23 protein-coding genes and 1 tRNA gene are annotated in these 21698 nt (G+C 66.5%); 17 read left to right on the forward strand and 7 right to left on the reverse strand.

Translation table 11 applies throughout. From position 1 onward, the window contains the following. The first annotated feature begins 26 nt into the window (after nucleotides 1–26). On the forward strand, nucleotides 27–1079 hold the full coding sequence (locus tag W7S_RS01350; RefSeq protein WP_008263129.1) for a phosphotransferase family protein: 1053 nt from the start codon (nucleotides 27–29) through the stop codon (nucleotides 1077–1079). On the opposite strand, the gene W7S_RS01355 is transcribed toward W7S_RS01350, so the two are convergent. Beyond that, nucleotides 1076–1426: a lipopolysaccharide assembly LapA domain-containing protein gene (locus W7S_RS01355; protein WP_008263131.1), complete on the reverse strand. Its 351-nt coding sequence runs from the start codon at nucleotides 1424–1426 to the stop codon at nucleotides 1076–1078. The two genes, W7S_RS01350 and W7S_RS01355, sit on opposite strands and share 4 nt — an antisense overlap. A gap of 99 nt (nucleotides 1427–1525) precedes the next feature. Between W7S_RS01355 and W7S_RS01360 the strand changes: the two genes are divergently transcribed. From W7S_RS01360 to W7S_RS01380, 5 genes are read left to right on the forward strand one after another with little or no spacing between them, the layout of a single operon-like run. Beyond that, entirely contained in the window at nucleotides 1526–2473 is a 948-nt protein-coding gene (locus tag W7S_RS01360) for an ABC transporter substrate-binding protein (protein ID WP_008263132.1), read from the forward strand. Nucleotide 2474: 1 nt separating this feature from the next. Next, complete coding sequence (locus tag W7S_RS01365; RefSeq protein WP_008263133.1) at nucleotides 2475–3569, forward strand: ABC transporter ATP-binding protein; 1095 nt, start codon at nucleotides 2475–2477, stop codon at nucleotides 3567–3569. Next, entirely contained in the window at nucleotides 3569–4255 is a 687-nt protein-coding gene (locus W7S_RS01370; RefSeq protein WP_008263134.1) for an ABC transporter permease, read from the forward strand. The genes W7S_RS01365 and W7S_RS01370 overlap by 1 nt, the downstream gene beginning before the upstream one ends. Beyond that, nucleotides 4252–4968, forward strand: coding sequence for an ABC transporter permease (locus tag W7S_RS01375; protein WP_008263135.1), 717 nt, complete (start codon nucleotides 4252–4254; stop codon nucleotides 4966–4968). Before W7S_RS01370 ends, W7S_RS01375 begins: the two co-directional genes overlap by 4 nt. Further along, the gene (locus W7S_RS01380; RefSeq protein WP_008263137.1) at nucleotides 4969–5568 is read left to right on the forward strand and encodes a putative glycolipid-binding domain-containing protein; all 600 of its coding nucleotides are present in this window, start codon (nucleotides 4969–4971) and stop codon (nucleotides 5566–5568) included. On the opposite strand, the gene W7S_RS01385 is transcribed toward W7S_RS01380, so the two are convergent. Beyond that, complete coding sequence (locus W7S_RS01385) at nucleotides 5531–6475, reverse strand: prephenate dehydrogenase (protein ID WP_008263141.1); 945 nt, start codon at nucleotides 6473–6475, stop codon at nucleotides 5531–5533. The genes W7S_RS01380 and W7S_RS01385 overlap by 38 nt on opposite strands. A gap of 129 nt (nucleotides 6476–6604) precedes the next feature. Here W7S_RS01385 and W7S_RS01390 point away from each other — a divergent pair, with 129 nt between their 5' ends. From W7S_RS01390 to W7S_RS01410, 5 genes are all read left to right on the forward strand, one after another. After that, a complete protein-coding gene (locus W7S_RS01390; RefSeq protein WP_026071065.1) occupies nucleotides 6605–7129 on the forward strand; it encodes a tRNA adenosine deaminase-associated protein in 525 nt (174 codons plus the stop codon). 85 nt (nucleotides 7130–7214) lie between these two features. Beyond that, nucleotides 7215–7673 (forward strand): nucleoside deaminase, encoded by a 459-nt coding sequence (locus tag W7S_RS01395; RefSeq protein ID WP_008263147.1) that lies wholly within the window; start codon nucleotides 7215–7217, stop codon nucleotides 7671–7673. A 29-nt stretch (nucleotides 7674–7702) separates the two neighbouring features. Beyond that, a tRNA-Ser gene (locus W7S_RS01400) sits at nucleotides 7703–7792 on the forward strand. Nucleotides 7793–7911: 119 nt separating this feature from the next. After that, a complete protein-coding gene (locus W7S_RS01405) occupies nucleotides 7912–8916 on the forward strand; it encodes a glycoside hydrolase family 6 protein (RefSeq protein WP_014378884.1) in 1005 nt (334 codons plus the stop codon). A 131-nt stretch (nucleotides 8917–9047) separates the two neighbouring features. Further along, on the forward strand, nucleotides 9048–9521 hold the full coding sequence (locus W7S_RS01410; protein ID WP_026071064.1) for a CAP domain-containing protein: 474 nt from the start codon (nucleotides 9048–9050) through the stop codon (nucleotides 9519–9521). A 59-nt stretch (nucleotides 9522–9580) separates the two neighbouring features. On the opposite strand, the gene W7S_RS25760 is transcribed toward W7S_RS01410, so the two are convergent. The 4 genes from W7S_RS25760 to W7S_RS01425 all read right to left on the reverse strand — a co-directional run bounded on the left by W7S_RS25760 (nucleotide 9581) and on the right by W7S_RS01425 (nucleotide 14330). Next, nucleotides 9581–10111 (reverse strand): hypothetical protein, encoded by a 531-nt coding sequence (locus W7S_RS25760; protein ID WP_225330913.1) that lies wholly within the window; start codon nucleotides 10109–10111, stop codon nucleotides 9581–9583. 591 nt (nucleotides 10112–10702) lie between these two features. Beyond that, nucleotides 10703–12316, reverse strand: coding sequence for a DUF4185 domain-containing protein (locus tag W7S_RS01415; protein WP_008263153.1), 1614 nt, complete (start codon nucleotides 12314–12316; stop codon nucleotides 10703–10705). Between the two features lie 137 nt (nucleotides 12317–12453). Then, entirely contained in the window at nucleotides 12454–13587 is a 1134-nt protein-coding gene (locus W7S_RS01420) for a cellulase family glycosylhydrolase (RefSeq protein WP_008263154.1), read from the reverse strand. Between the two features lie 257 nt (nucleotides 13588–13844). After that, the gene (locus tag W7S_RS01425; RefSeq protein WP_008263155.1) at nucleotides 13845–14330 is read right to left on the reverse strand and encodes an NINE protein; all 486 of its coding nucleotides are present in this window, start codon (nucleotides 14328–14330) and stop codon (nucleotides 13845–13847) included. A 127-nt stretch (nucleotides 14331–14457) separates the two neighbouring features. Here W7S_RS01425 and W7S_RS01430 point away from each other — a divergent pair, with 127 nt between their 5' ends. The 4 genes from W7S_RS01430 to W7S_RS01445 all read left to right on the forward strand — a co-directional run bounded on the left by W7S_RS01430 (nucleotide 14458) and on the right by W7S_RS01445 (nucleotide 18421). After that, nucleotides 14458–14844, forward strand: coding sequence for a DUF2237 family protein (locus W7S_RS01430; RefSeq protein WP_008263157.1), 387 nt, complete (start codon nucleotides 14458–14460; stop codon nucleotides 14842–14844). Between the two features lie 100 nt (nucleotides 14845–14944). Continuing rightward, a complete protein-coding gene (locus W7S_RS01435) occupies nucleotides 14945–16216 on the forward strand; it encodes a sulfotransferase (RefSeq protein WP_008263160.1) in 1272 nt (423 codons plus the stop codon). A 14-nt stretch (nucleotides 16217–16230) separates the two neighbouring features. Continuing rightward, nucleotides 16231–17469, forward strand: coding sequence for an MBL fold metallo-hydrolase (locus tag W7S_RS01440; protein ID WP_008263162.1), 1239 nt, complete (start codon nucleotides 16231–16233; stop codon nucleotides 17467–17469). Nucleotide 17470: 1 nt separating this feature from the next. Continuing rightward, the gene (locus tag W7S_RS01445; RefSeq protein WP_008263164.1) at nucleotides 17471–18421 is read left to right on the forward strand and encodes an LLM class flavin-dependent oxidoreductase; all 951 of its coding nucleotides are present in this window, start codon (nucleotides 17471–17473) and stop codon (nucleotides 18419–18421) included. Here the strand turns inward: W7S_RS01445 and W7S_RS01450 are convergent. After that, a complete protein-coding gene (locus W7S_RS01450; RefSeq protein ID WP_008263165.1) occupies nucleotides 18418–19077 on the reverse strand; it encodes a GntR family transcriptional regulator in 660 nt (219 codons plus the stop codon). The two genes, W7S_RS01445 and W7S_RS01450, sit on opposite strands and share 4 nt — an antisense overlap. A gap of 67 nt (nucleotides 19078–19144) precedes the next feature. On the opposite strand from W7S_RS01450, the gene W7S_RS01455 reads away from it, so the two are divergent. Next, entirely contained in the window at nucleotides 19145–20509 is a 1365-nt protein-coding gene (locus W7S_RS01455; RefSeq protein ID WP_008263166.1) for an LLM class flavin-dependent oxidoreductase, read from the forward strand. Continuing rightward, nucleotides 20502–21686: a CaiB/BaiF CoA-transferase family protein gene (locus W7S_RS01460; protein WP_014710815.1), complete on the forward strand. Its 1185-nt coding sequence runs from the start codon at nucleotides 20502–20504 to the stop codon at nucleotides 21684–21686. The genes W7S_RS01455 and W7S_RS01460 overlap by 8 nt, the downstream gene beginning before the upstream one ends. The last annotated feature ends 12 nt before the right edge of the window (nucleotides 21687–21698 follow it).

Genomic DNA, 21698 nt, shown 5'->3' on the forward strand with positions numbered 1-21698 from the left:
GTGGCCGGCGATGGTAGACAAGTTCGGTGACTTCAGCTGACCAACTCGAGGGGCTTGACCTGGCCTCGCTGGATTCCTACCTGCGTTCACTCGGGATCGGGCGCGACGGGGAGTTACGGGCGGAGTTCATTTCCGGTGGCCGCTCCAACCTGACGTTCCGCGTCTACGACGACGCGACCAGCTGGCTGGTGCGCCGACCGCCGCTGCACGGGTTGACGCCGTCGGCCCACGACATGGCCCGCGAGTACCGGGTAGTCGCTGCGCTGCAGGACACGCCGGTTCCGGTGGCGCGCACGATCGGGCTGTGCGAAGACGATTCGGTGCTGGGCGCCCCGTTCCAGATCGTCGAATTCGTTGCCGGCCAGGTGGTGCGCCGCCGCGCCCAACTCGAGTCGTTCAGCCACACCGTCATCGGCGGCTGCGTGGACTCGCTGATCCGGGTGCTCGTCGACCTCCACAATGTCGATCCCAACGCCGTCGGCCTGGCCGACTTCGGCAAGCCCAGCGGGTATCTTGAGCGACAGGTGCGGCGGTGGGGCTCGCAATGGGATCTGGTGCGGCTGCCCGAGGACCGTCGCGACTCCGATGTTCAGCGGCTGCATTCCGGTCTGGGCGAGGCGATTCCGCAGCAGAGCCGCACGTCGATCGTGCACGGCGACTACCGGATCGACAACACGATCCTGGATGCCGACGACCCGACAAAGGTTCGGGCCGTGGTGGACTGGGAGCTCTCGACACTGGGGGATCCGCTGTCCGACGCGGCCCTGATGTGCGTGTACCGCGACCCCGCGCTGGACCTGATCGTCAATGCGCAGGCCGCGTGGACCTCACCGCTGCTGCCGACGGTCGACGAGCTGGCCGACCGCTATTCGCTGGTGGCCGGTTTACCGCTGGCGCACTGGGAGTTCTACATGGCGCTGGCGTATTTCAAACTCGCGATCATCGCCGCCGGCATCGACTTCCGGCGCCGGATGTCGGATCAGGCTCGCGGCGCGGGCGACGCCGCCGAGCACACGCCCGAGGTGGTGGCGCCGCTGATCTCCCGCGGCCTGGCCGAACTGGCCAAGCTGCCCGGCTAGCGCGGTGGGGCCGTGTGGTGCTTTTTCGCCACGCGGCGCAGCTGCAAGATCCGAGCGGTGCCGACCGCCACCGTGATCAGACCGCCGACGACGGCGGCCAGCAAGATCGCCACACCCAGGGGCAGGGTCCAGTGCCAGCCCAAGAACCGAAAGTCCGTCGGCGCCGTGTTCTGGGTGATGAAAATCAGCAACAGAATCAGGATCACGAAGCCGGCGAACAGCGACGACCACAGCGCACCGGCGCGAGTGAATCCGATAGCGGGTTCCTTGGTGGATGCGCCGGTCTTGTCCCCGTGGGTGGGCTTGGGGGACGGCTGTCCGGGCGACGCAGGGTTGGGGCTGCTCATAATGTCATCTTTGCCCGATCCGGGCCAGAATGAAACCGATTCGGGCAACCGATCCTCGCAGGCCAGCGTGCGCCCGGTTGGGGCGTTAGGGTCGGCGGTATGACGCTAGCGCCGCGCCCGCACGGCGTGATCGTGCGCGCGGCAGCGCTGCTGACGGCGATGTGCGTTGTAGCGGCCTGCAGCAATTCCGACCCGCTGGGGGCGCAGGTCAAAAGCCCCTCGTCCATCGTTGTCGGTTCCGGGGACTTTCCGGAATCACAGATCATTGCCGAGATCTACGCACAAGCCCTGCAAGCCAACGGGTTTGACATCGGAAGGCGGATGGGGATCGGCAGCCGGGAGACGTATATCCCTGCGCTCAAGGACCATTCCATCGATCTGGTGCCCGAATACATCGGAAATCTGCTGCTGTATTTCGCACCGGACTCGGAGGCGACCACTCTCGATGTCGTCGAGCTGGAGCTCCGCCGCCGCCTCCCGGGCGATTTGTCGATCCTGACGCCCGCGCCCGCGACCGACACCGACACCGTCACCGTGACCAGTCAAACGGCGAACGCGTGGAACCTGAAGACCATCGCCGACTTGGCCGCGCATTCGGCCGAGGTGCGATTCGGGGCGCCGTCGGCGTTCGCGACCAGGCCGGCCGGGCTGCCCGGCCTGCGACAGAAATACGGGCTCGACATTCGGCCGGGAAACTTCGTCGCCATCGACGACGGCGGCGGCGCGGTCACCGTACGCGCCTTGCTCGACGGAAGGGTGAACGCCGCCAACGTTTTCACCACCTCACCGGCCATACCGCAGGGCCACCTGGTGGTGCTCGACGACCCGGAGCACAATTTCTTGGCGGGAAACATTGTGCCGCTGGTCAATTCGCAAAAGAACTCCGGCCTGCTCAAAGATGTACTGGACGCGGTGTCGGCGAAGCTGACGACCTCCGGGGTTGCCGGGCTCAACGCTGCGGTGTCGGGAAACTCGGGTATCGATCCCGACGAGGCGGCCCGAAACTGGATACGGGACAACGGCTTCAACCACCCGATCGGCGGATGACGTGATCACCTTCGATGAGGTCAGCAAGGTCTTCGGCGACGGGACCGCCGCGGTGGACCGCCTCAACCTGGACGTGCCCAGTGGAAAGCTGACCGTGTTCGTCGGGTCCTCCGGCAGCGGCAAGACCACGGCCCTGCGCATGATCAACCGGATGATCGAACCGACGTCGGGCACCATCGCGATCGACGGCGTCGACGTCGCCACCCGAGACCCGGTGAAACTGCGCCTCGGGATCGGCTACGTCATCCAGCACGCGGGCCTGATGCCCCACCAGCGGGTGATCGACAACGTGGCAACGGTTCCGGTGTTGCGGGGGCAGTCCCGCCGCGCCGCCCGCAAAGCCGGCTACGAGGTGCTCGAGCGGGTCGGGCTGGACGTCAAGCTCGCCCGCCGCTATCCCGCGCAGCTCTCGGGTGGTGAACAGCAACGGGTGGGCGTGGCCCGCGCCCTGGCCGCCGACCCGCCGATCCTGCTCATGGACGAGCCGTTCTCCGCCGTCGACCCGGTGGTCCGTCACGAGCTGCAGAACGAAATACTGCGCCTGCAAAGCGATCTGCACAAGACGATCGTTTTCGTCACGCACGACATCGACGAGGCGCTGCGGCTCGGCGAACGGGTGGCGGTATTCAAGGGCGGATCGTTACAGCAGTACGACGAACCGGCTCGGCTGCTGTCGCGACCCGCGAACGACTTCGTGTCGAGATTCATCGGTCTGGGCCGCGGCTATCGCTGGCTGCAACGCCTCGACGCGGCCGGACTGCCGCTGCACGACGTCGCGCGGATCACGCCCGAGACGCTTTCCGGGACGGGGCTTTCCGACGACTGGGCGGTGGTGGTCGACGGCGGGGGAGCGCCGCTGGGCTGGATCGACGCCGAAGGCGCGCGGCGACACCGCGACGGCGCACCGTTGTCGGACTGCATGAGCGGGGCGGGATCGCTGTTTCGGCCGCGGGGCAACCTGAGCCAGGCGCTCGACGCCGCGTTGTCGTCGCCGTCGGGGGTCGGCATCGCCGTCGACGACGGCGGCAAGGTGATCGGCGGGGTGCTGGCCGCCGACGTACTGGCCGCGGTGGAATCCCAACGGGGGAGCCGATAATGCACTATCTGCTCACCCATCTCGACGACGCCTGGTGGCTGACGATCGTGCACCTGCGGCTGTCGTTGGTGCCCGTGGTGATCGGGTTGGCGATCGCGCTGCCGCTGGGCCTGGCCGTGCAGCGCACGCGGATCGCCCGCACGCTCACGACCGCGGCCGCCAGCGTCGTGTTCACCATCCCGTCGCTGGCGCTGTTCGTGGTGTTGCCGATGATCATCGGAACGCGCATCCTCGACGAGGCGAACGTGATCGTCGCGCTGACCGCCTACACCGCCGCGCTGCTGGTGCGCGCGGTGCTCGAGGCGCTGGACGCGGTCCCCGCCCAGACCCGCGACGCCGCCGTCGCGGTCGGCTACCCGCCCATCACGCGGATCGTGAAAGTCGATCTCCCGCTTGCGGTTCCGGTCCTCATCGCCGGCCTGCGGGTAGTGGTGGTGACCAACATCGCGATGGTCTCGGTCGGCTCGGTCATCGGGATCGGCGGGCTGGGCAGCTGGTTCACGCAGGGGTATCAAACCGACAAGAGCGATCAGATCCTGGCCGGCATCATCGCGCTGTTCGCGCTGGCGGTCGTCATCGATGTGCTCATCGTGTGCGCCGGCCGGCTGGCCACACCCTGGGTCCGCGCCGTAGATACCGCCGGCCGCCGCTCGGTCGTCGCGCCCGTCGTGGGTGGCGCGCGATGAACTTCGTCGATCGGGCTATGTCGTATGTGTTGACCGTCGACAACTGGACCGGGCCGGTCGGACTCGCGGCCCGCATCCTCGAGCACCTCGAATACACCGCCATCGCGGTGGGCGCCTCGGCGCTGATCGCCGTTCCCGTCGGGCTCGTCATCGGGCACACCGGCCGCGGCACCCTGTTCGTGGTGGGCGCCGTCAACGGGCTGCGCTCCCTGCCGACGCTGGGCGTGCTGCTGTTCGGGACGTTGCTGTTCGGGTTGGGCCTGGGACCGTCGCTGGTGGCCCTGATGCTGCTGGGTGTGCCCGCGCTGCTGGCCGGCACGTACGCGGGGATCGCCAATGTCGACCCGACGGTCGTCGACGCCGCCCGGGCGATGGGCATGACCGAGGCCCAGGTGCTGCTGCGCGTCGAGGTGCCCAATGCGCTGCCGTTGATGCTCGGTGGGCTGCGCAACGCGACGCTGCAGGTGGTCGCCACCGCAACGGTGGCCGCGTATGCCAGCCTCGGCGGTTTGGGGCGGTACCTGATCGATGGGATCAAGGAACGCGAGTTTCACCTGGCCCTGGTCGGGGCGCTGATGGTGGCCGCATTGGCGCTGGTGCTCGACGGACTGCTGGCGTTGCTGGTGTGGGCGTCGGTGCCGGGCACCGGGCGCCTGCGACGCACTTACCGGACACTTCCGCAGCGGTTCGCGGGGACGTCTTACGGTAGATGAGTGAACGCAGCCCCCTCCGACCCGTCTCGCCGCGTGTGGCAGGCGATGCTCACCTGGCGCGCACAGGACGTCTCCCGGATGGAATCGGTACGACTCCAGGTGTCCGGCAAGAGAATCAAGGCCAACGGCCGCATCGTCGCGGCCGCCACCGAGGCCAATCCGGCGTTCGGCGCCTACTACGACCTGTTGACCGATGAAACCGGCGCCACCAAGCGGCTCGGGATGACCGTCACCCTGGCCGAGCGCGAACGCGTCTTCTCCTTCGCGCGCGACGAAGAGAACATGTGGTTGGTCACCGACCATCAGGGCGAGCACCGCGCGGCCTACAACGGCGCCCTGGACGTGGACGTGGAGTTCAGCCCCTTCTTCAACGCGCTGCCGATCCGGCGGCTCGGCCTGCACGAGCAGGCGGCGTCGGTCACGCTGCCCGTCGTCTACGTCAACGTGCCGGAGATGTCCATCATCGCGGACACGGTGAGCTACAGCAGCGCGGGCAGTCGCGGCGAGATCAAGGTGCACACGCCGATCGCCGACACCACGGTGAGCGTCGACGACGAAGGATTCATCGTCGACTATCCAGGCTTGGCAGAGCGGATCTGATCACCCCGCCCGCGCGGCCCGCGGCGGCCAATTCCTGGCGCCAGTTCTCCGCGCCGACGACGACGTGGAAGATGTCGCTGCGCGGGAAGCTGTCGTAACGCGTTCGCGCGGCGTGGCCCGCTTCGACGAGGTCGGCGACCGAGTTGTGGTGGGCCAGCGAATCGCGGGCGCGACTCAGCAGTTCGATGACGCGGTCGACCGTGGGCACCAGCTGGTCGCAGTTGCCCTCGCACATCGCCCGCACCAGATCCGGGGCGCTGGCCGCCACCCGGGTCCCGTCTCGGAATGACCCGGCGGCCAGCGCGAACGCCAACGGGACGTCCCCGGCGACGACCGCCAGCGCCTCGGCGAGCAGGTGGGGAAGATGCGAGATGGCGGCCGCGGCGGCGTCGTGTTCATCGGATCTGGCGGGCACCACCACCGCGCCGCAGTCCAGCGCCAACGTCATCACCATCGACCAGACCGTCGGGTCGACATGATCGTCGACGCTGACCACCCACGGCGCCCCGGCGAACAACCCGGCGTAGCCGGCGGTCCAACCCGAATGCGCGGTGCCCGCCATGGGGTGGCCCCCGACGAAGCGTTCCTGCAGACCCGCCGCGACGACCTCGTCGAGCACCGCCTTTTTGACGCTGGTGACGTCGGTCAACGGGCACGCCGGGGCCGTGTCCTTGATGTGCGCGAGCATGCCCGCCATCGCCGGCATCGGTACCGCGAGCACGATCAACGCGCCGGAGCCGGCGGCGCGGGTCAGGGTCTCGGTGAGCTCCGTGGAGGCGTCAAAGCCGTCGGCGGCCGCGGCCTGCGCGCCCTCCACGGAGCGGTTGTAGCCGAAGACTTCACGGCCCGCCGCCGTGGCGGCCCGCATGATCGAGCCACCGATCAGCCCCAGCCCGAGCACACACACCGGTGTCTTAGAAGGAGGGCTTGCCACATTCCAAGGTTGGCACATCCGTTCGGATAGGTCGCTGTCAGATGTCGCCGCTACCAGGCTCCATCTGGTCAGGGGCCTGGTCAGGGACTACCGTAAGCGGCCATGGGAGCACAACAACGGGCCTCCGCCCAGGGCCTGTCCGCAGATGTGCCGGACGGCTTCGGCGTCGCGGTCGTGCGTGAAGAGGGACAGTGGCGCTGTGCTCCAATGGCCCGCAAGTCGCTTACGAGCCTGGCGGCCGCCGAGACGGAGCTGCGTGAACTGCGCAGCGCCGGGGCTGTCTTCGGCCTGCTCGACGTCGATGACGAATTCTTCGTCATCGTGCGGCCCGCGCCGTCGGGGACGCGGCTGCTGCTCTCGGACGCCACCGCAGCGTTGGACTACGACATCGCCGCGGAAGTGCTCGACAAGCTCGACGCCGACATCGATCCCGACGACCTCGAGGATTCCGATCCCTTCGAAGAGGGCGACCTGGGGCTGCTGTCCGACATCGGGCTGCCCGAGGCGGTCTTGGGGGTCATCCTCGACGAGACCGACCTGTATGCCGACGAGCAGCTGGGCCGCATCGCCCGCGAGATGGGCTTCGCCGATCAGCTGTCGGCGGTGATCGACCGCCTCGGTCGGTGATCGCAAGCGCGGCGGAGCCGGGCGCAGCGGGTCGCCACCACTGATGGAGCCGGGCGCAGCGGGTCGCCGCCATCAGGATCGGTCGGTGATTCCTGACGAACAGCTGATCCGTTCCGCGCTGTCGGTCGCCGCGACGGCGGGTCCCCGCGATGTGCCCATCGGCGCGGTCGTGATCAGCGCCGACGGCACCGAGTTGGCCCGCGCCGTGAATGCCCGCGAGGCCCTGGGCGACCCGACCGCCCACGCCGAGATCCTCGCGCTGCGCGCGGCCGCCGAGGTGCTCGGCGACGGGTGGCGGCTCGAGGGCGCCACGTTGGCCGTGACTGTCGAACCGTGCACCATGTGCGCGGGTGCGCTGGTGCTGTCGCGCATCGGGCGGCTGGTGTTCGGCGCCTGGGAACCCAAGACGGGCGCGGTCGGATCGCTGTGGGACGTGGTCCGCGACCGGCGGCTCAATCACCGGCCGGAAGTGCGCGGCGGTGTCCTGGCACAGGAGTGCGCGGCGCCGCTGGAGGCGTTCTTCGCCCGCCAGCGATTGGGGTGAGAGGCATGCCGTTCGGTAAGCTGCTCGGCGGTGGCGTGTCCGAGCGGCCTAAGGAGCACGCCTCGAAAGCGTGTGACGGCTAAAACCGTCCGAGGGTTCAAATCCCTCCGCCACCGCCACAAACTACCGGCGCCCCGTCGCAGGTAGATCGTGCTCTCACGATGCACCGATCGTGCGCGCGCCGACCGGTCGCCACCCTCGTTGGCGCTCGATGGTTCGACCCACTAATTTTCCTGAGGTGACGTTCTCAGCTGCTCGTGCAGTCGCACGATGGATCACCCCGTTCCTGACGATCACCGCCGTCGCCGGCATCGGCCTTGTCTGCGACCCGGTGCCGGTCCGTCCCGCCCCGACGGTGCGTTTGGCCTCCGATGGCAACCCACTGGACGGGGCGCCGTTCTACGTCAACCCCACGTCGGCGGCCATGCGCGCCGCCCAGAGCGCCGATCCGCCGAGTGCCGAGTTGACCGCGATCGCCAATACGCCGCAGGCGTACTGGATCGTCCCGGGCGGTTCCGCAGCAACGGTCGGGAAGTACGTCGGCGACGCGGCCGCCGCCGGCGCCATCCCGGTGCTGGCGATCTACGGAATCCCCCATCGCGACTGCGGCAGCTTCGCCGCGGGCGGCATGGGGTCGGGCGCCGACTACCGGAGCTGGATCGATGGGATCGCCGGCGGCGTGGGCACCTCGCGGGTGGCGATCATCGTCGAGCCCGATGCGCTCGCCATGGCCGACTGCCTCTCGGGTGATCAGCGCCAAGAACGGTTCGATCTGGTTCATTACGCCGTCGACACGCTGACGAAGGATCCGAACGCGGCCGTGTACATCGATGCGGGTCACCTGCGTTGGCACAGTGCCGAGGACATGGCCGCCAGGCTGAATCAGGCCGGCGTCGGTCACGCGCGGGGCTTCAGCGTCAACACCGCGAACTTCTTCACCACCGAGGACGAAATCGGTTACGGCGAAGCGATTTCGGGACTCACCAACGGTTCGCACTACGTGATCGACACGTCGCGCAACGGTGCCGGACCGGCGCCTGATTCCGAGCTCAACTGGTGCAATCCCAGCGGCCGAGCGTTGGGCACCCCGCCCACCGCCTCGACCGCGGGTGCGCACGCCGACGCCTACCTGTGGATCAAACGTCCCGGCGAATCCGACGGGACGTGCGGCAAGGGTGATCCGCCGGCGGGCCACTTCGTGAATCAGTACGCCATCGATCTGGCCCACAACACCGGCCACTAGCAGGACCTTTGGCTTAGCCTCGCCGTCGGCGGCTGCCGAACGGATCTGTTATTCGCGACCGCCGATGGTTGCAAGTGGGTAACATTTTGTTATCTGAAACAGATAAAGCCAGTATGCGGTACGAGGCAAACATGACGAGGAAAGTTGCGTTCTACGCAATCTTCTCGATCTGCACTGCCTTCATTACTGTTTCCGGTGCAGACGGGTTCGTTGCGCACGCCGACGATGCGGGGAGCGCGGTGTACAGCGGCGTCAACCAGCTTCGCCAGGGATGCGGACCGATCACCGACGACCCGCGTCTGACGGAAGCCGCCCAGCGGCATGCCGACGACATGCTGCGCAGCGGGGTCAGCGGACACATCGGCTCGGACGGCTCGTCGCCGCAGGCACGGATCGCGCAGGCGGGCTATCGGAGCCGCTCCACGGGTGAAATCGTCTTCTGGGGCACCGGATCCGCCGCGAATCCCCGTGAGGCCCTGGACATGTGGATGCAAAGTCCCCCGCACCGGGCGATCATCCTGAATTGCGCATTCAACGCAGGCGGCTTCGCCACCGCACGGGACGGCAACAAAATGACCGTCGTCGGCGACTTCGCGGCTTCGTAAACCCTTTTGGGTCAAGCGGTTTCGGATCGCCGCCGTGGGCAAACCGGTTTAGTTGTGCCCTAAAAAGCCACGCTGCCAGAGGGTTTGAGCACAAATCCGTGCTCGCCGCTGCTGGTGTCCAGGCAGGCGACGAGGCGGTCAGGACCCACTACGCACGTCGCGTCGCGGAAGTTCACCTTCTGTCCGATGTTTAACAATGTCCCGTGGGTATACGGCACACCACATTTGTTACCTGTCATGCTGATCGCATATGTGGGTGCTGATCGTACGCCCGTTGCTTTGCCGACCATGCAGGGATTCGCGTCCGGCATGTCCCCTAGGCAATTGATGTCTTGCGATTGCCACACCGGTACGGGCTCGCCGGCCTCAAACCAACATTGGATGTTGTAAGGGGTCGAAAAGTAGGCGTACCGCAATCCTTTCGGCGGAATTTCGATGTAGTTATCGATTGATACCGGGGTGAACTCGTCGAGCTTAGGGAAGCCGGGCGGCTGTGCGACGGCGTGTTGCGACGGCGACGTACAGGACACGGACACCAAGACGAAGATTAAGGCAAACGATCGAGTAGTCAGGCGTGCGACGGTAGGCATTCGAAACCTCCTCCGAATCATGGTCGGACGCTGAAGCGGTCGCCTACCGCCTGATTGACAGTCACACGTGAGGCAGCCAACCAGAACCATGTGGCGACAGGACGAAGCCACGGCCTTGGGGGTCTTTGCATGCGGTCGTGCCTGAGTTATCGACCCCGCAAATGATGCCGTCGACGGTGATGGAATGCAGTGGGGGCAACGTCTTGAGTGGATGGCCATAGACCTGGCCGTTAGGCGCGATCGGGTCGCCGGATTGAGCCAGTCCAGAGGCGGTCCCAATCGCGTTCACCGTGCCGGCCCCGCTGGCTGGCGGGACCGCGGGAAAATTATTGCCTGTGCATTGTGCTTCCCCGGAGAAGAAATCGCACGTGATTCCATCCGGGGTAAGGAAATAGACCATGTTGAGCGGTGCACGCCCCGTGTTGGGAAGCCCAATCGTGTAGTCCGCAACCGTCACGGGTGAATACCCGCTGATGTCCGGAAATGCAGGCGCGTCGGCGCGAGCGTTGCAACTAGTCATAAACGCGGTGAGAACCCCGGCAGCGACAGCGAGCGTCCTACTGATCATTTCTGGTCCTATCGGCGGGTAGATTAGCGGTTTGCGTTTACCTGGAATTGCCGAGTGTTGTACGGGGTGTTGGTCGTTGTGTTCCATTGACTTACGAACAGATTCAGCTTATCCAGCGTGGATCCAGGCAGGATATACCCACCGTAGTTCTGGGGTACAAAGTTTGGCCCCTGCGGATTGCTCTGCTGTGCAACAACTGTCGGCCCGACGCTCAACACTTTAGTGGGTTCATCCACCACCCGAACTTCGACATTTCCAGTGCCCTGATTGAAACCCGACAGCACCGCCTTGCCGTCGACCTCCCTGAAACTGAGTTCGCCGAAGGGTGTGCGGCTTATCGGAGCGGTGGCGACTCCGCCGGCTTGGCCCCAGCCGGTTCCGTTCCAGGGCTGCCAACTGCCGCGATTGAACACTTTGTCAGGATCCGCGCGGTACATGGTGATGCCTCGGCTGCGGTCGAAGGAATCAGCGGCGATGTAGACTTTGCCGTCCGAGCCCTTATAGCCGCTGATCTGGGTGGGCGCCTCTCCCGCGGCGCGATACGAGCCTGGCACCATTGTCCACCCTTTGCCCGGGTCACCGTTGACTTCGACCAGCCACGAAGCCGCCGGCTTAAGGTTCCCCGTCGTGCCGGTCACCATCATGTACGTTTTGTCGCCCAGGGTGACCGTTCCGGCTGGCAACGTGTCGCTGATTCCGGCCTTGACCGCCTCCGACGGCATTGTGAAGAGCTCGCGGCCACTATTCTCGGGGCCCGTTAGTGGCGCACCAAAATGCGGACGTCCGTCGGCGTCGAAGGTCACCGGTACGGCCACAGATCGATAGTGTTCGTCCTCACCGACTTTGTTGCCGGAGAACGAATCCCCAAAAATCGCGAGATATTTTCCCGGCTGTCCGGGGATCTCGACCACTTCTCCTAAGTCCGCCGCCCCGATACCCGGGATGCCGGGAATGCCGCCGGTACCGGCGATCGGCCCGAGGTCTCTCACCTCACCCGGTTTCAGCGGGCTTTCGATCCACTCGTCTACAGCTTTCGGTGGGTCGTAACCGTCGGTATGCAGGGCACCCATGGCTCTACGGAGAGTGTCGGAGTACCCGTTGCGAATTGACGTCATTTGTTTGACGGCATCGCGGACGTCGTCCACGGCATCGGCGTGCGCGTCGTCGTACAGTCTCAACAGCTTCTGGCGTTCCGACTCGGGCAGATGGGAGGCCAATTCCTTCTTGATCGCGGTCATGAGGCTGTCGAGGCCTCGGAGCTCACTGTCCAGCAGGGCGATCTCTCGAGCTCCTTGTTTCTGCGCGTCGGCCAACGCGGCGGCGATCGTTTCCAATTCAGCACCGATCTTCGGCAGCTGCTCGGACTGCGCACCGAGCATTTTGGTCACCCGCTGCACTTCGTCAGAATCGTTGATGGGGTGGCCACCATCCTGATGGTTCCAGGCGGCGGCGAACCGTTTTCGCGCTTGCTCGAATGCATGGTCGGCTTCGGCGGTGTGTCGACCCGCGCCATGAAAGGCCTCCGCCAACTGCGAAATCTGTAACGGGCTACCCGCCTGCAAGTTCTGATTGATCGCCCACGGATCGCCGCCGGCCGACGCGATCAGTTCCGCTTCGCTCAGGTTCGCCAGCGTCATGGCGTCGCGGGCAGATGGCCAACACCGACGATCATCGCCGCCCCCTTCTGAGCTGGCATAAACGCTACTACTGGCAGCGCGACGGCGATCGTTGAATGGTCAAAGCCCAGGCGGGCCGGTTGGCCCGCCTCTGCTTGTCAGGCCTGGCTTCCGGCCAGCTTCCGGACGGTCAAAACCTCGATGTCTTGGAACGGACGTCCCTCGGGCCGGATCAAGTCGTGGAACCACACCTTCGGAACCGTCGTGGCCGGGTGATCCCACGTTTCCCAGGGGAAGTAGGTCTGGGTCTTGCCGGCAACCAGGCCCCAGTTGATCGCGCCGACGTTGAGGCGTTTGGCGACGGGCAGGATGCTCTGTACGGTGCTGCCCCGGGGCCGAGCCATGTATTCCGTGCACAGGATCGGCCGGCCCATCGGCGTCAGCTCGTTGATGCGCGACTCGAACCCGGCGGGCTCAGCGTAGGAATGGAAGGTGACCACGTCGGAGTTGGCGAGCTGGATGTCGCTGATTGCGCTGCGGCCCTGGGGTTGTCCCCAGTCGCCCCGCCACACTCCACTCGTGAGCGGCTGGCTCGGATCCACCGCGCGCGCCCACCGAAACACCTGGGGGAGCAGGTCGGCGACGAGTTGCTCCTTATCGCTTCTTTCGGTGTTGCGGTATTGGCGTGCCGGGTTGTCGGGTTCATTCCAGAGGTCCCAGCCCAAAACCCGGTTGTCGTTACGGAATTGGGTCATCACCGCGGTGACGTAGTCGCGCATCACCGGGACGTAGCGGGGGTCGCCGAGGCGCTCGGCACCCGGGCTCTGCGCCCAGCCCGAGTTGTGCACACCGGGGCGCGGCGCGCGCTGTCGACCCGCGCGGGGTTGCGGATCCCAGCAGGAGTCGAAGAAGACAAACAGCGGTTTGATGTGATGACGGGCCGCGATGTCGACGAATTGCCCTAGGCGCGTTTGGAACCCGCGCTGGTCGGCGGCCCACAGCTGATCATGGAGGAAGACCCGCGCGGTGTTGTGGCCATAGAACTGAGCCCAGCCGAGCTCGGTGTCGATGCGCCGCGGGTCGAAGGTATCGGCCTGAAACATCTCGAACTGGTTGATGGCGCTCGCGGGAATGTAGTTTGCTCCGACGAGCCAGCCCTGCGCCTGATACCACCGGTTGGCGCGATCGGGGGACCACCGGCCCGCCTCCTCCGCGGAGGCCCTGGGTACCCGGGTAACTGCGGCGCCCGCCGCCAACAGCAGAGGGAGTTTCAGGGCCGTTCGTCGTTCCACGATGTGACGATAAGTTTCCGGGGCGATTTCCCTGGGATTTGCTCAGCGCGTCGCGAGAGCTTGAGATAACAATTGTTCCCGCACCGTAATCGGGGTCGCCGAAAGTCGGCACCCACCCGCCATCGTGACCAATCCGTAACCATCGACTCCGGCGCGCCCCGGGCCGTCGTGCATGCCGGCCGGGTTAAAATGTCCCCGACTGTGCGCCAAAACCGTTGCAGGCCAACCGAACCCGATAGCCCTCTTATATGGAGGGCCTAGCGCAGCTTGCGGCCGTGGTTGTCTTTGACGCTGCCGGTGAAGATCAGGATCGCGTCGACGATCGCCCAGATGATCCCGCCGAGCAGGACCGGGAATCCCAGAAAACAGAACAGGCTGAAGACAATTCCGAACAGCCCCACGCACAGCTGGGCCACGGCGATCTGAGTCGAGTCGATGTAAAAGCGGCCGACACCGAACAGGCCGAGGAAGAGCTGAAGTAAGCCGGCGGTGGTGGCGGACTTATCCGACAGGGGCAGCCCGGTAACGGGATCACGGCCGAACGGCGCCTGCGGGTCGACGTAGCCCGGGTACCCGCCATAGCCCGGATAGCCCGGGTACCCGGGGTAACCCTGCGGCGACGGATACCCCGGCGGTGGCGGAGGCGGGCCCTGCGGATTCGGCTGCGGACCGTAACCGGGCGGCTGCCATCCCCACGGTGGTTCATCGGCGGGATTTCCGGGCGGGTTGGGCGGCGTCGACATCGATTCGAGTTAACACGCCCGCCGTTCGGCCGTCCACATCGGGCTCCAAGGCGCCGGCGCGGAAAATCCTTGGGCGCAGTCGGCAAATTGCTTCAAACTTCACCACCGCGAGAGCAATACTGGACGGGTGCCTGATCGAAATGTGCTGGGCGGTCCGCTGGAACCGTGCGGCACAGACCCGCTGACCGGTTTCTACCGCGACGGCTGTTGCTCAACCGGGCCTCAGGACCTTGGACGGCACACCATTTGCGCGGTGATGACCGCCGAGTTCCTGGAGCACCAGCGCTCCATTGGCAACGACCTGTTGACGCCGGTTCCCGAGTATCGGTTCCCGGGCCTGCTGCCCGGCGACCGCTGGTGCGTGACCGCGCTGAATTGGCTGCGGGCTCACCACGACGGGTGTGCGGCGCCGGTGGTGCTGGCATCCACGCACGAGAGCACCCTCGAGGTGGTCCCCCTGGAGGCGCTGCAGGCGCACAAGATCGACGTGCCCGACGATCTGGCCAACCTGTAGCTGGGTGACCGCTGGCCGGGATGGTGGGTGAACCACGGAATAGCGCCGCGTCTAGCCTCGGTGTCATCTTTCTCACCTGACGCGTCGAAGAGGGGTTGCGGTGGGTTCTGCGGTTGACGACATCGACTTCGACGACCTGACCGCGCCCCGGCTGACCGACGTCCAGCGCCAGATCCTGGAGTTCACCGAGGCCAAGCGCGTCGACCTCGACGTCGACCGGATGCTCGCGGAGGTCGTCGAACAGACCGGCCTAAAGACCGCAGCCGCCGATCTTGACGACGCCGACGGCTTCGCTGACCGGCTGCGCGCGCACGTCGCGGCGATCGAAGCCGACGATGGCCTGCGCCAGCTCACCCGCGGTTCGCTGCGGCAGCGGATCGTCCGCCTGCTGCGTAACCGGTTGTCGCTCACCGAGCTGATCACGCGGTACCCCGAGATCGAATCCATCCCGATCGAGAGGCCTTTCATCGTGGTCGGGATGCCGCGGTCGGGCACCACGCACCTGGTGAATCTCATTGCCGCCGACCCGCGCAGGCGCGCGCTGCCGTACTGGGAGAGCCAGGATCCCATCCCCGCTCGTGGGCAGGGGCCCGACGTGTTCGGCGTGGACCCCCGTTACGCGCGAGCCAAAGCAGAACACGAAGCGCTGATGGCCAGCGCGCCCGTGGTGGCCGCCATGCATGACCGCTTCCCCGAGGCGATCGAGGAGGAGGTGGAACTCCTCGACCTCGATCTGGCCTCCTATGTCCTGGAATGGCATGCGCGGGTGCCGGATTGGCGCGACTACTACCTGAGCCTCGACCAAACCCGCCACTATGCCTACATGCGCAAGGTGCTGCAGGCGCTCACCTTTCTGCGGGGTCCGCGCACCTGGGTCCTCAAGAGTCCGCAGCACTGCGAGCAGCTCGGCCCGTTGATGGCGACGTTCCCCGACGCGACGGTGGCTTTCACGCACCGCGACCCGGTCGCGGTGATCCAATCGGCGATCACGATGATGGCCTACTCGGATCGGCTGCGCCGCAACAGCATTGATCCGCAGTGGCTGCTGGAATATTGGAGCGATCGCGTGCATCGTCTGCTGAGCGCATGCGTGCGTGACCGCGACCTGGTGGACACCGAACGCAGCATCGACGTCAACTTTCATCAGCTGGGTGGCAACGAGATGCCGGTGCTCGAGCGGCTGTATCACTGCGGCGGTGTCGAATTGCCGCAGCAAGTGCGCGACGGCTTCCAGCGCTACCTGGACGGCAATCCACGAGGCAAGCACGGCCGCATCCATTACGAACTGCAACGGCACTTCGGCGTCTCCGCCGACGAACTCCGCGGCCGGTTCGGCTTCTATTTCGACAAGTTCGACGTCCGACCCGAATAAAGGAGTCAGCAGCGATGACCGAACCCGTCTATCGCGGCAGGCCCGGAGCCGACGCGATGCGCCCGGCGTCCGCGGAGAAGGCGGATGAGATCGCCCCGGGATTGTGGTGCTCGCCCGGGCTGTCCAACTCGTACCTGCTCACCACCGCGCAGGGCCGGGTGATCGTCAACACCGGCATGGGTTTCGAGGGGCCGGTGCATCGCGCCAACTTCGACGCCGTGGACTCCTCGCCGGTGCGCTACATCATCTTCACCCAGGGCCACGTCGACCATGTCGGCGGCCTGGACAGCGTGCGCGACCCCGACACGACCGTTGTCGCGCAAGCGAACTGGACGGCGTGGCGAGACGACAACGAACGACTGATCCCCTACCGCGCCAGCCGCAGCGCGTTCGCGTTCAAAGACACGCTGGCCGACGGCATCCAAGCCATCCAACGGCGCCTGGGGACCGCGCAGCTGGCGGGCCAGAGCGTGCCCGTCGTCGACCTCGACTTCGAGGACACGCTGACGCTGGAGCTCGGCGGCCGGCGGATGGAACTGATCTCGGTGCAAGGTGGGGAGACCACCGACTCGCTGGTGGTCTGGCTCCCCGACGAACGAATCTGCCTGTGCGGAAACACCTTCGGCCCCCTGTTCGGGCACATCCCCAACCTCGTCACCATGCGGGGCGACCGCTACCGGGACGCGTTGACGGCCATTGCCTCGGTGGAACGGGTCCGCGACCTGCACCCCGAGCTGCTCGTGACGGGTCACTTCGCGCCCGTCGCGGGGGCCGAGCGCATCAACGCCGAGCTGACCCGGCTGCGCAACGCCATCCAGTACATCCACGATCAGACGGTCGCCGGAATGAATGCCGGAAAGGATGTCCGCACCCTGATGCGCGAGATCACGTTGCCCGCGGAATACGAAGTGGGCCAGGGCTATGGGAAGGTCGCCTGGGACGTGCGGGCCGTCTGGGAGAACTACTCGGGCTGGTTCCACCACGAGTCGACCACCGAGCTGTACCCGGTCGGATTCGACGCCGTCGCGGCCGACGTGGTCGAGTTGGCCGGCGCCGATGCGCTCCTGGATCGCGCCCGGGCGCACCTGGCCGCCGATCGGGCACTGCACGCCATCCACCTCGCCCAGCTCGTGCCCGCCGAGCATTCGGGGGCTCGCGATGTGCTCCGGCAGGCGCATGAAAAGCTTCTCGCAAGCAGCACGAACTTCTGGGAAAGCGCGTGGCTGCGCAACCAGATTGCGAGGAACTCATAGCATGTTGCTGACGGTCCTGCGCTTCAATTTCGCCTCGCCGCAGGGGGATCCGCGCGTGCAGGGCGAACTGCTGTCCGCAGCGCTCGAACTGGCGCAGTGGGGTGAGTCGCACGGCATCACGTCGATCAGTGTCGACGAGCATCACGCGACCGGGCACGGGTGGAGCTGCAACCCGATCATGGCCGCGGCGATGTTCTTGGCCCGCACCTCGACACTGATCGCCAGCGTCGATTGCGCGTTGGGCCCGCTGTGGAACCCCGTCCGCCTTGCCGAAGACATCGCGCTCGTCGACAACATGAGCCGCGGCCGGCTGCACACCACGGTGGGCCTGGGATACCGCACGGTCGAATACGATGCGCTGGGAGCCGATTTCACGCGACGTGGCGCGCTGATGGACGGCCTGCTCGAGCGGATGCTGGCGGTGTGGTCCGACATTGGCACGTGGACCCGGCCGCATCCACCGCTGTACGTCGGCGGTGGCGCGCGTGCCACCGCGCGCCGCGCCGCCCGGTTCCGGCTGCCGCTCAGCCTGGCCGATCACCTGCCCGAGATCGCCGCCTACTACCGCGAGCTGTGCGCCGAGGCCGGCATGGCGCCGTTCATTCTCATGCCGGGACCGATCAACCGCGGAATGATCTACCTGCACGAGGACCCCGAGCGGGCGTGGGCGGAACTGGGCGACCACATCCTGTGGGAGGCAGTCACTTACGGCGGATGGTCCACCGATCAACGCTCGCTCATGCACCTTCCGGGTGTGCAGACCCTGGATCAGGTCAGGGCATCGGGGCGATACCGCTTCCTGACTCCAGATCAGCTGATCTCGGAGGTGCGCGAGGCGCAGAACTACGGGCCGCTCGTCATGCACCCCCTGGTCGGTGGCATGCCGGTCGACGAAGCGTGGAAATCGGTGCAATTGCTCACCGACAAGGTGCTGCCCGCGCTGGCGGGCTAGACGTCGCGGCGCTGCTCGAGCCAGTCGGCCAGCGAGCGGCCGGCATCCAAGACGTGCCGTTCGGCGATCGCACGGGCGCGTTCGGCGTCCTTGTCGCCCAGCGCATCGAGGAGCTGTTGATGTTCGTCGAGCGAATGCTTTTCGTGCTCGGGGAAAAGCGTGAGGAAGTTGCTCGGCACCACGCGCGCGACCTGCTTGATCTGGTTCAGCAGGCGAGGGGAGTGCGCCGCGCGATGGATCATCTGATGGAAATGCCAGTTGGCCTCTCCGATGGAGTCGTCACCGGATCGCGCGACCACGTCGGCGGCGAGTTCCCTGAGCGTGGCGAGTTCGGCGGGCTCGATCCGCTCGGCGGCCCACGCCGCGGCCTGCCCGGTCAGCACGCCGAGAATCGTGAAGCTGTCCAGGACGTCGCCCGGGCTGATGCCGACCACCGTCACCCCGCTGCGCGGGGCGACCTGAACCAGGCCCTCGAACGACAGCTCCAGCAACGCCTCGCGCACCGGCGTGCGGCTGGTCGCGAATTCCTCGGTGATGGCGTCGAGATCGACCCGGGAGCCGGCCGGCAGCACGCCGGTCAGAATGCGGTCGCGAAGCTCCCGGGCGGCGCGCTCTCGGACCGTCCCGGAGATGTCGATCCCTGAGGTCGAAGCCACCTGGGCATAATACCAAACGACAGATCTAGCATTTGATATCTGAAATATCAGATGTTACGTTTCAAGCATGCGCACCGACAAAATGGCCCTCGTGGCCTTCATGCAGGCCGGCAGCACCTCGGTCTACGCGGGCTCGTGGCGGCACCCCGCGACCGAACACCGGTACCTGGACGCGTCCTACTACGCGAAGATCGGCCGCCAGCTCGAAGAGGGTTGCTTCGACCTGATGTTCTTCGACGACCGCTTGGCCATGCCCGGCGTCTACGGCGGATCGGTAGGCGAGGCCGTGCATTACGGCGCCCGCCCGGTCAAGCTGGACCTCAGTGTGATTCTCGGGGTGCTGGCGCAGGCCACGTCGAAGATCGGGCTGGGCGCCACCTACTCGACCACCTACTACCAGCCGTTCCACGTGGCGCGCACGTTCGCCTCGCTCGACCACCTGTCGGGCGGCCGCGCGGCGTGGAACGTGGTCACCTCCGTCAACGACAGCGAGGCGCAGAACTTCGGGGTCGACGCCCACCTCGGTCACGACGAACGGTACGACCGCGCCGACGAATTCATGGACGTGGTGACCGGCCTGTGGGACACCTGGGAGGACGAAGCCGTCCTGCACGACCGGGCTTCCGGGCAGTTCGCCGACCCCAACAAGGTGCACGAGCTGGGACACGTCGGCCAGTTCTTCTCCGCCCGTGGACCGTTGACGGTGCCGCGGACCCCGCAGGGCCGCCCGGTCATCATCCAGGCCGGATCGTCGGGCCGCGGCCGCGAATTCGCTTCTCGGTGGGCCGAATTGATCTTCACCGGCGACCCGGGCATCGAGGTCGCACGCAACCACTACGCCGATCAAAAGGACCGCATCGCCGACGCGGGCCGCGATCCGGCCGCCGTGCGCATCTGCCCCATGGCCTACGCGGTGGTGGGCGAATCCGAGGCCCACGCCAAGGATCGCGAGGCCATGTTCCTCAACGACCTCGTGCATCCGATGGCGTCGCTGACGCTGCTGTCCGAGCTGATGAACTACGACTTCGCGCAACACGATCTCGACGACCCGGTGACCGACGAACTGCTCGCCTCGGTCTCCGGCATCCGCGGCCTGGTGCAGAACCTGCGCACCCATATCGGCGGGGACACGGTCACCTTGCGCGACCTCGCCAACCATCGCGCCACACTGCTGCAGGGGCCGCGCTTCGTCGGCACCGGCGAACAGGTCGCCGATCAGATGGCCGACTGGTTCGAAAGCGGCGCGTGTGACGGATTCGTCTTGGCCGCAACGCATCTGCCCGGTGCATTCGAGGACGTCGTGCGCATGGTGGTGCCGGAGCTGCAGCGCCGCGGCCTGTTCCGCACGGAATACGAATCCTCCACGCTGCGCGGCCATCTCGGGCTGCAGCGTCCGTCGAACAGCCGGGTGGCCGCCGGTGCCCATGCTTGACGGGCTGCGGGTGCTCGACCTCGCCACGTTGGCCGCCGCGCCGCTGGTGGCCACCTATCTCGGGGAGTTCGGCGCCGACGTGATCAAGGTCGAAGAACCGCGCCACGGCGACCCGATCCGCGGCTGGGGCAACCAGCGCGACGGTGTCGGCCTGATGTGGAAGTCGATCGCGCGCAACAAGCGGTCGATCACGCTCGACTTGCGGTGCGCCGAAGGGCAGGAGCTGGTGCGCCGCCTGGTGGAGCACGCCGATGTCGCCATCTTCAACACCCGCCCCCAGACCTTGCGCAAGTGGGGCCTCGACTACGAGAGCCTGCGCGCGGTCAACGAGCGGATCGTGATGCTGCACATCACCGGGTACGGGCTGAGCGGGCCGAAGAGCGAGCGCCCCGGGTTCGGCACGCTGGGCGAGGCGATGAGCGGGTTCGCGCACATCACGGGTCAGGCCGGCGCGCCGCCGACGCTGCCGCCGTTCATGTTGGCCGACGGCGTCGCGTCGCTGAACGCCGCGTACGCGGTGATGATGGCGCTGTATCACCGCGACGTGCACGGCGGGCCCGGACAACTGATCGACGTCAACCTGATCGACCCGCTGGCCCGGCTGCTGGAACAGACGCTGCTGGGCTATGACCAGTTGGGCCTGGTGCCCGAGCGGGCCGGCAACCGGTGGGACATTTCGGCGCCGCGCAACACCTATCGCACCGCGGACGGCAAGTGGCTGGCCATGTCCGGCAGTTCGCCGGCGTTGGCGCTGCGGGTGTTCCGGGCGATCGGCCGCCACGATCTGCTGGACGACGCCGACTTCTCCGACCCGCAGCGACGGTTGGCGCGCGCCCGCGAGGTCGACGCCGTGGTCGCCGATTGGGTTGCCACCAAAACACTTTCGGAGGCGATGGACGCCTTCGAAGCGCACGAGGTGGCCGCCGCGCCGGTCTATGACATCAGCGACCTGGTCGCCGACGAACAGCTGGCGCATCGTGGGGTGTTCATTTCCGTCGACGACCCACAACTCGGCCCCATGACGGTGCAGGCCCCCGTGCCGCGGTTCTCGTCGGCCCCCGGCACGGTCGGGCATCTGGGGCCGTGCCTCGGCGAGCACAACACCGAGGTATACGGGGATCTGCTCGGCATGAGCCACGACGAAATCGACGACCTGCGCGCCCGTGGCGTGTTGTGACACAAGGACACT

Origin of the sequence: Mycobacterium sp. MOTT36Y (assembly GCF_000262165.1) — a bacterium.
Classification (GTDB): domain Bacteria; phylum Actinomycetota; class Actinomycetes; order Mycobacteriales; family Mycobacteriaceae; genus Mycobacterium; species Mycobacterium intracellulare.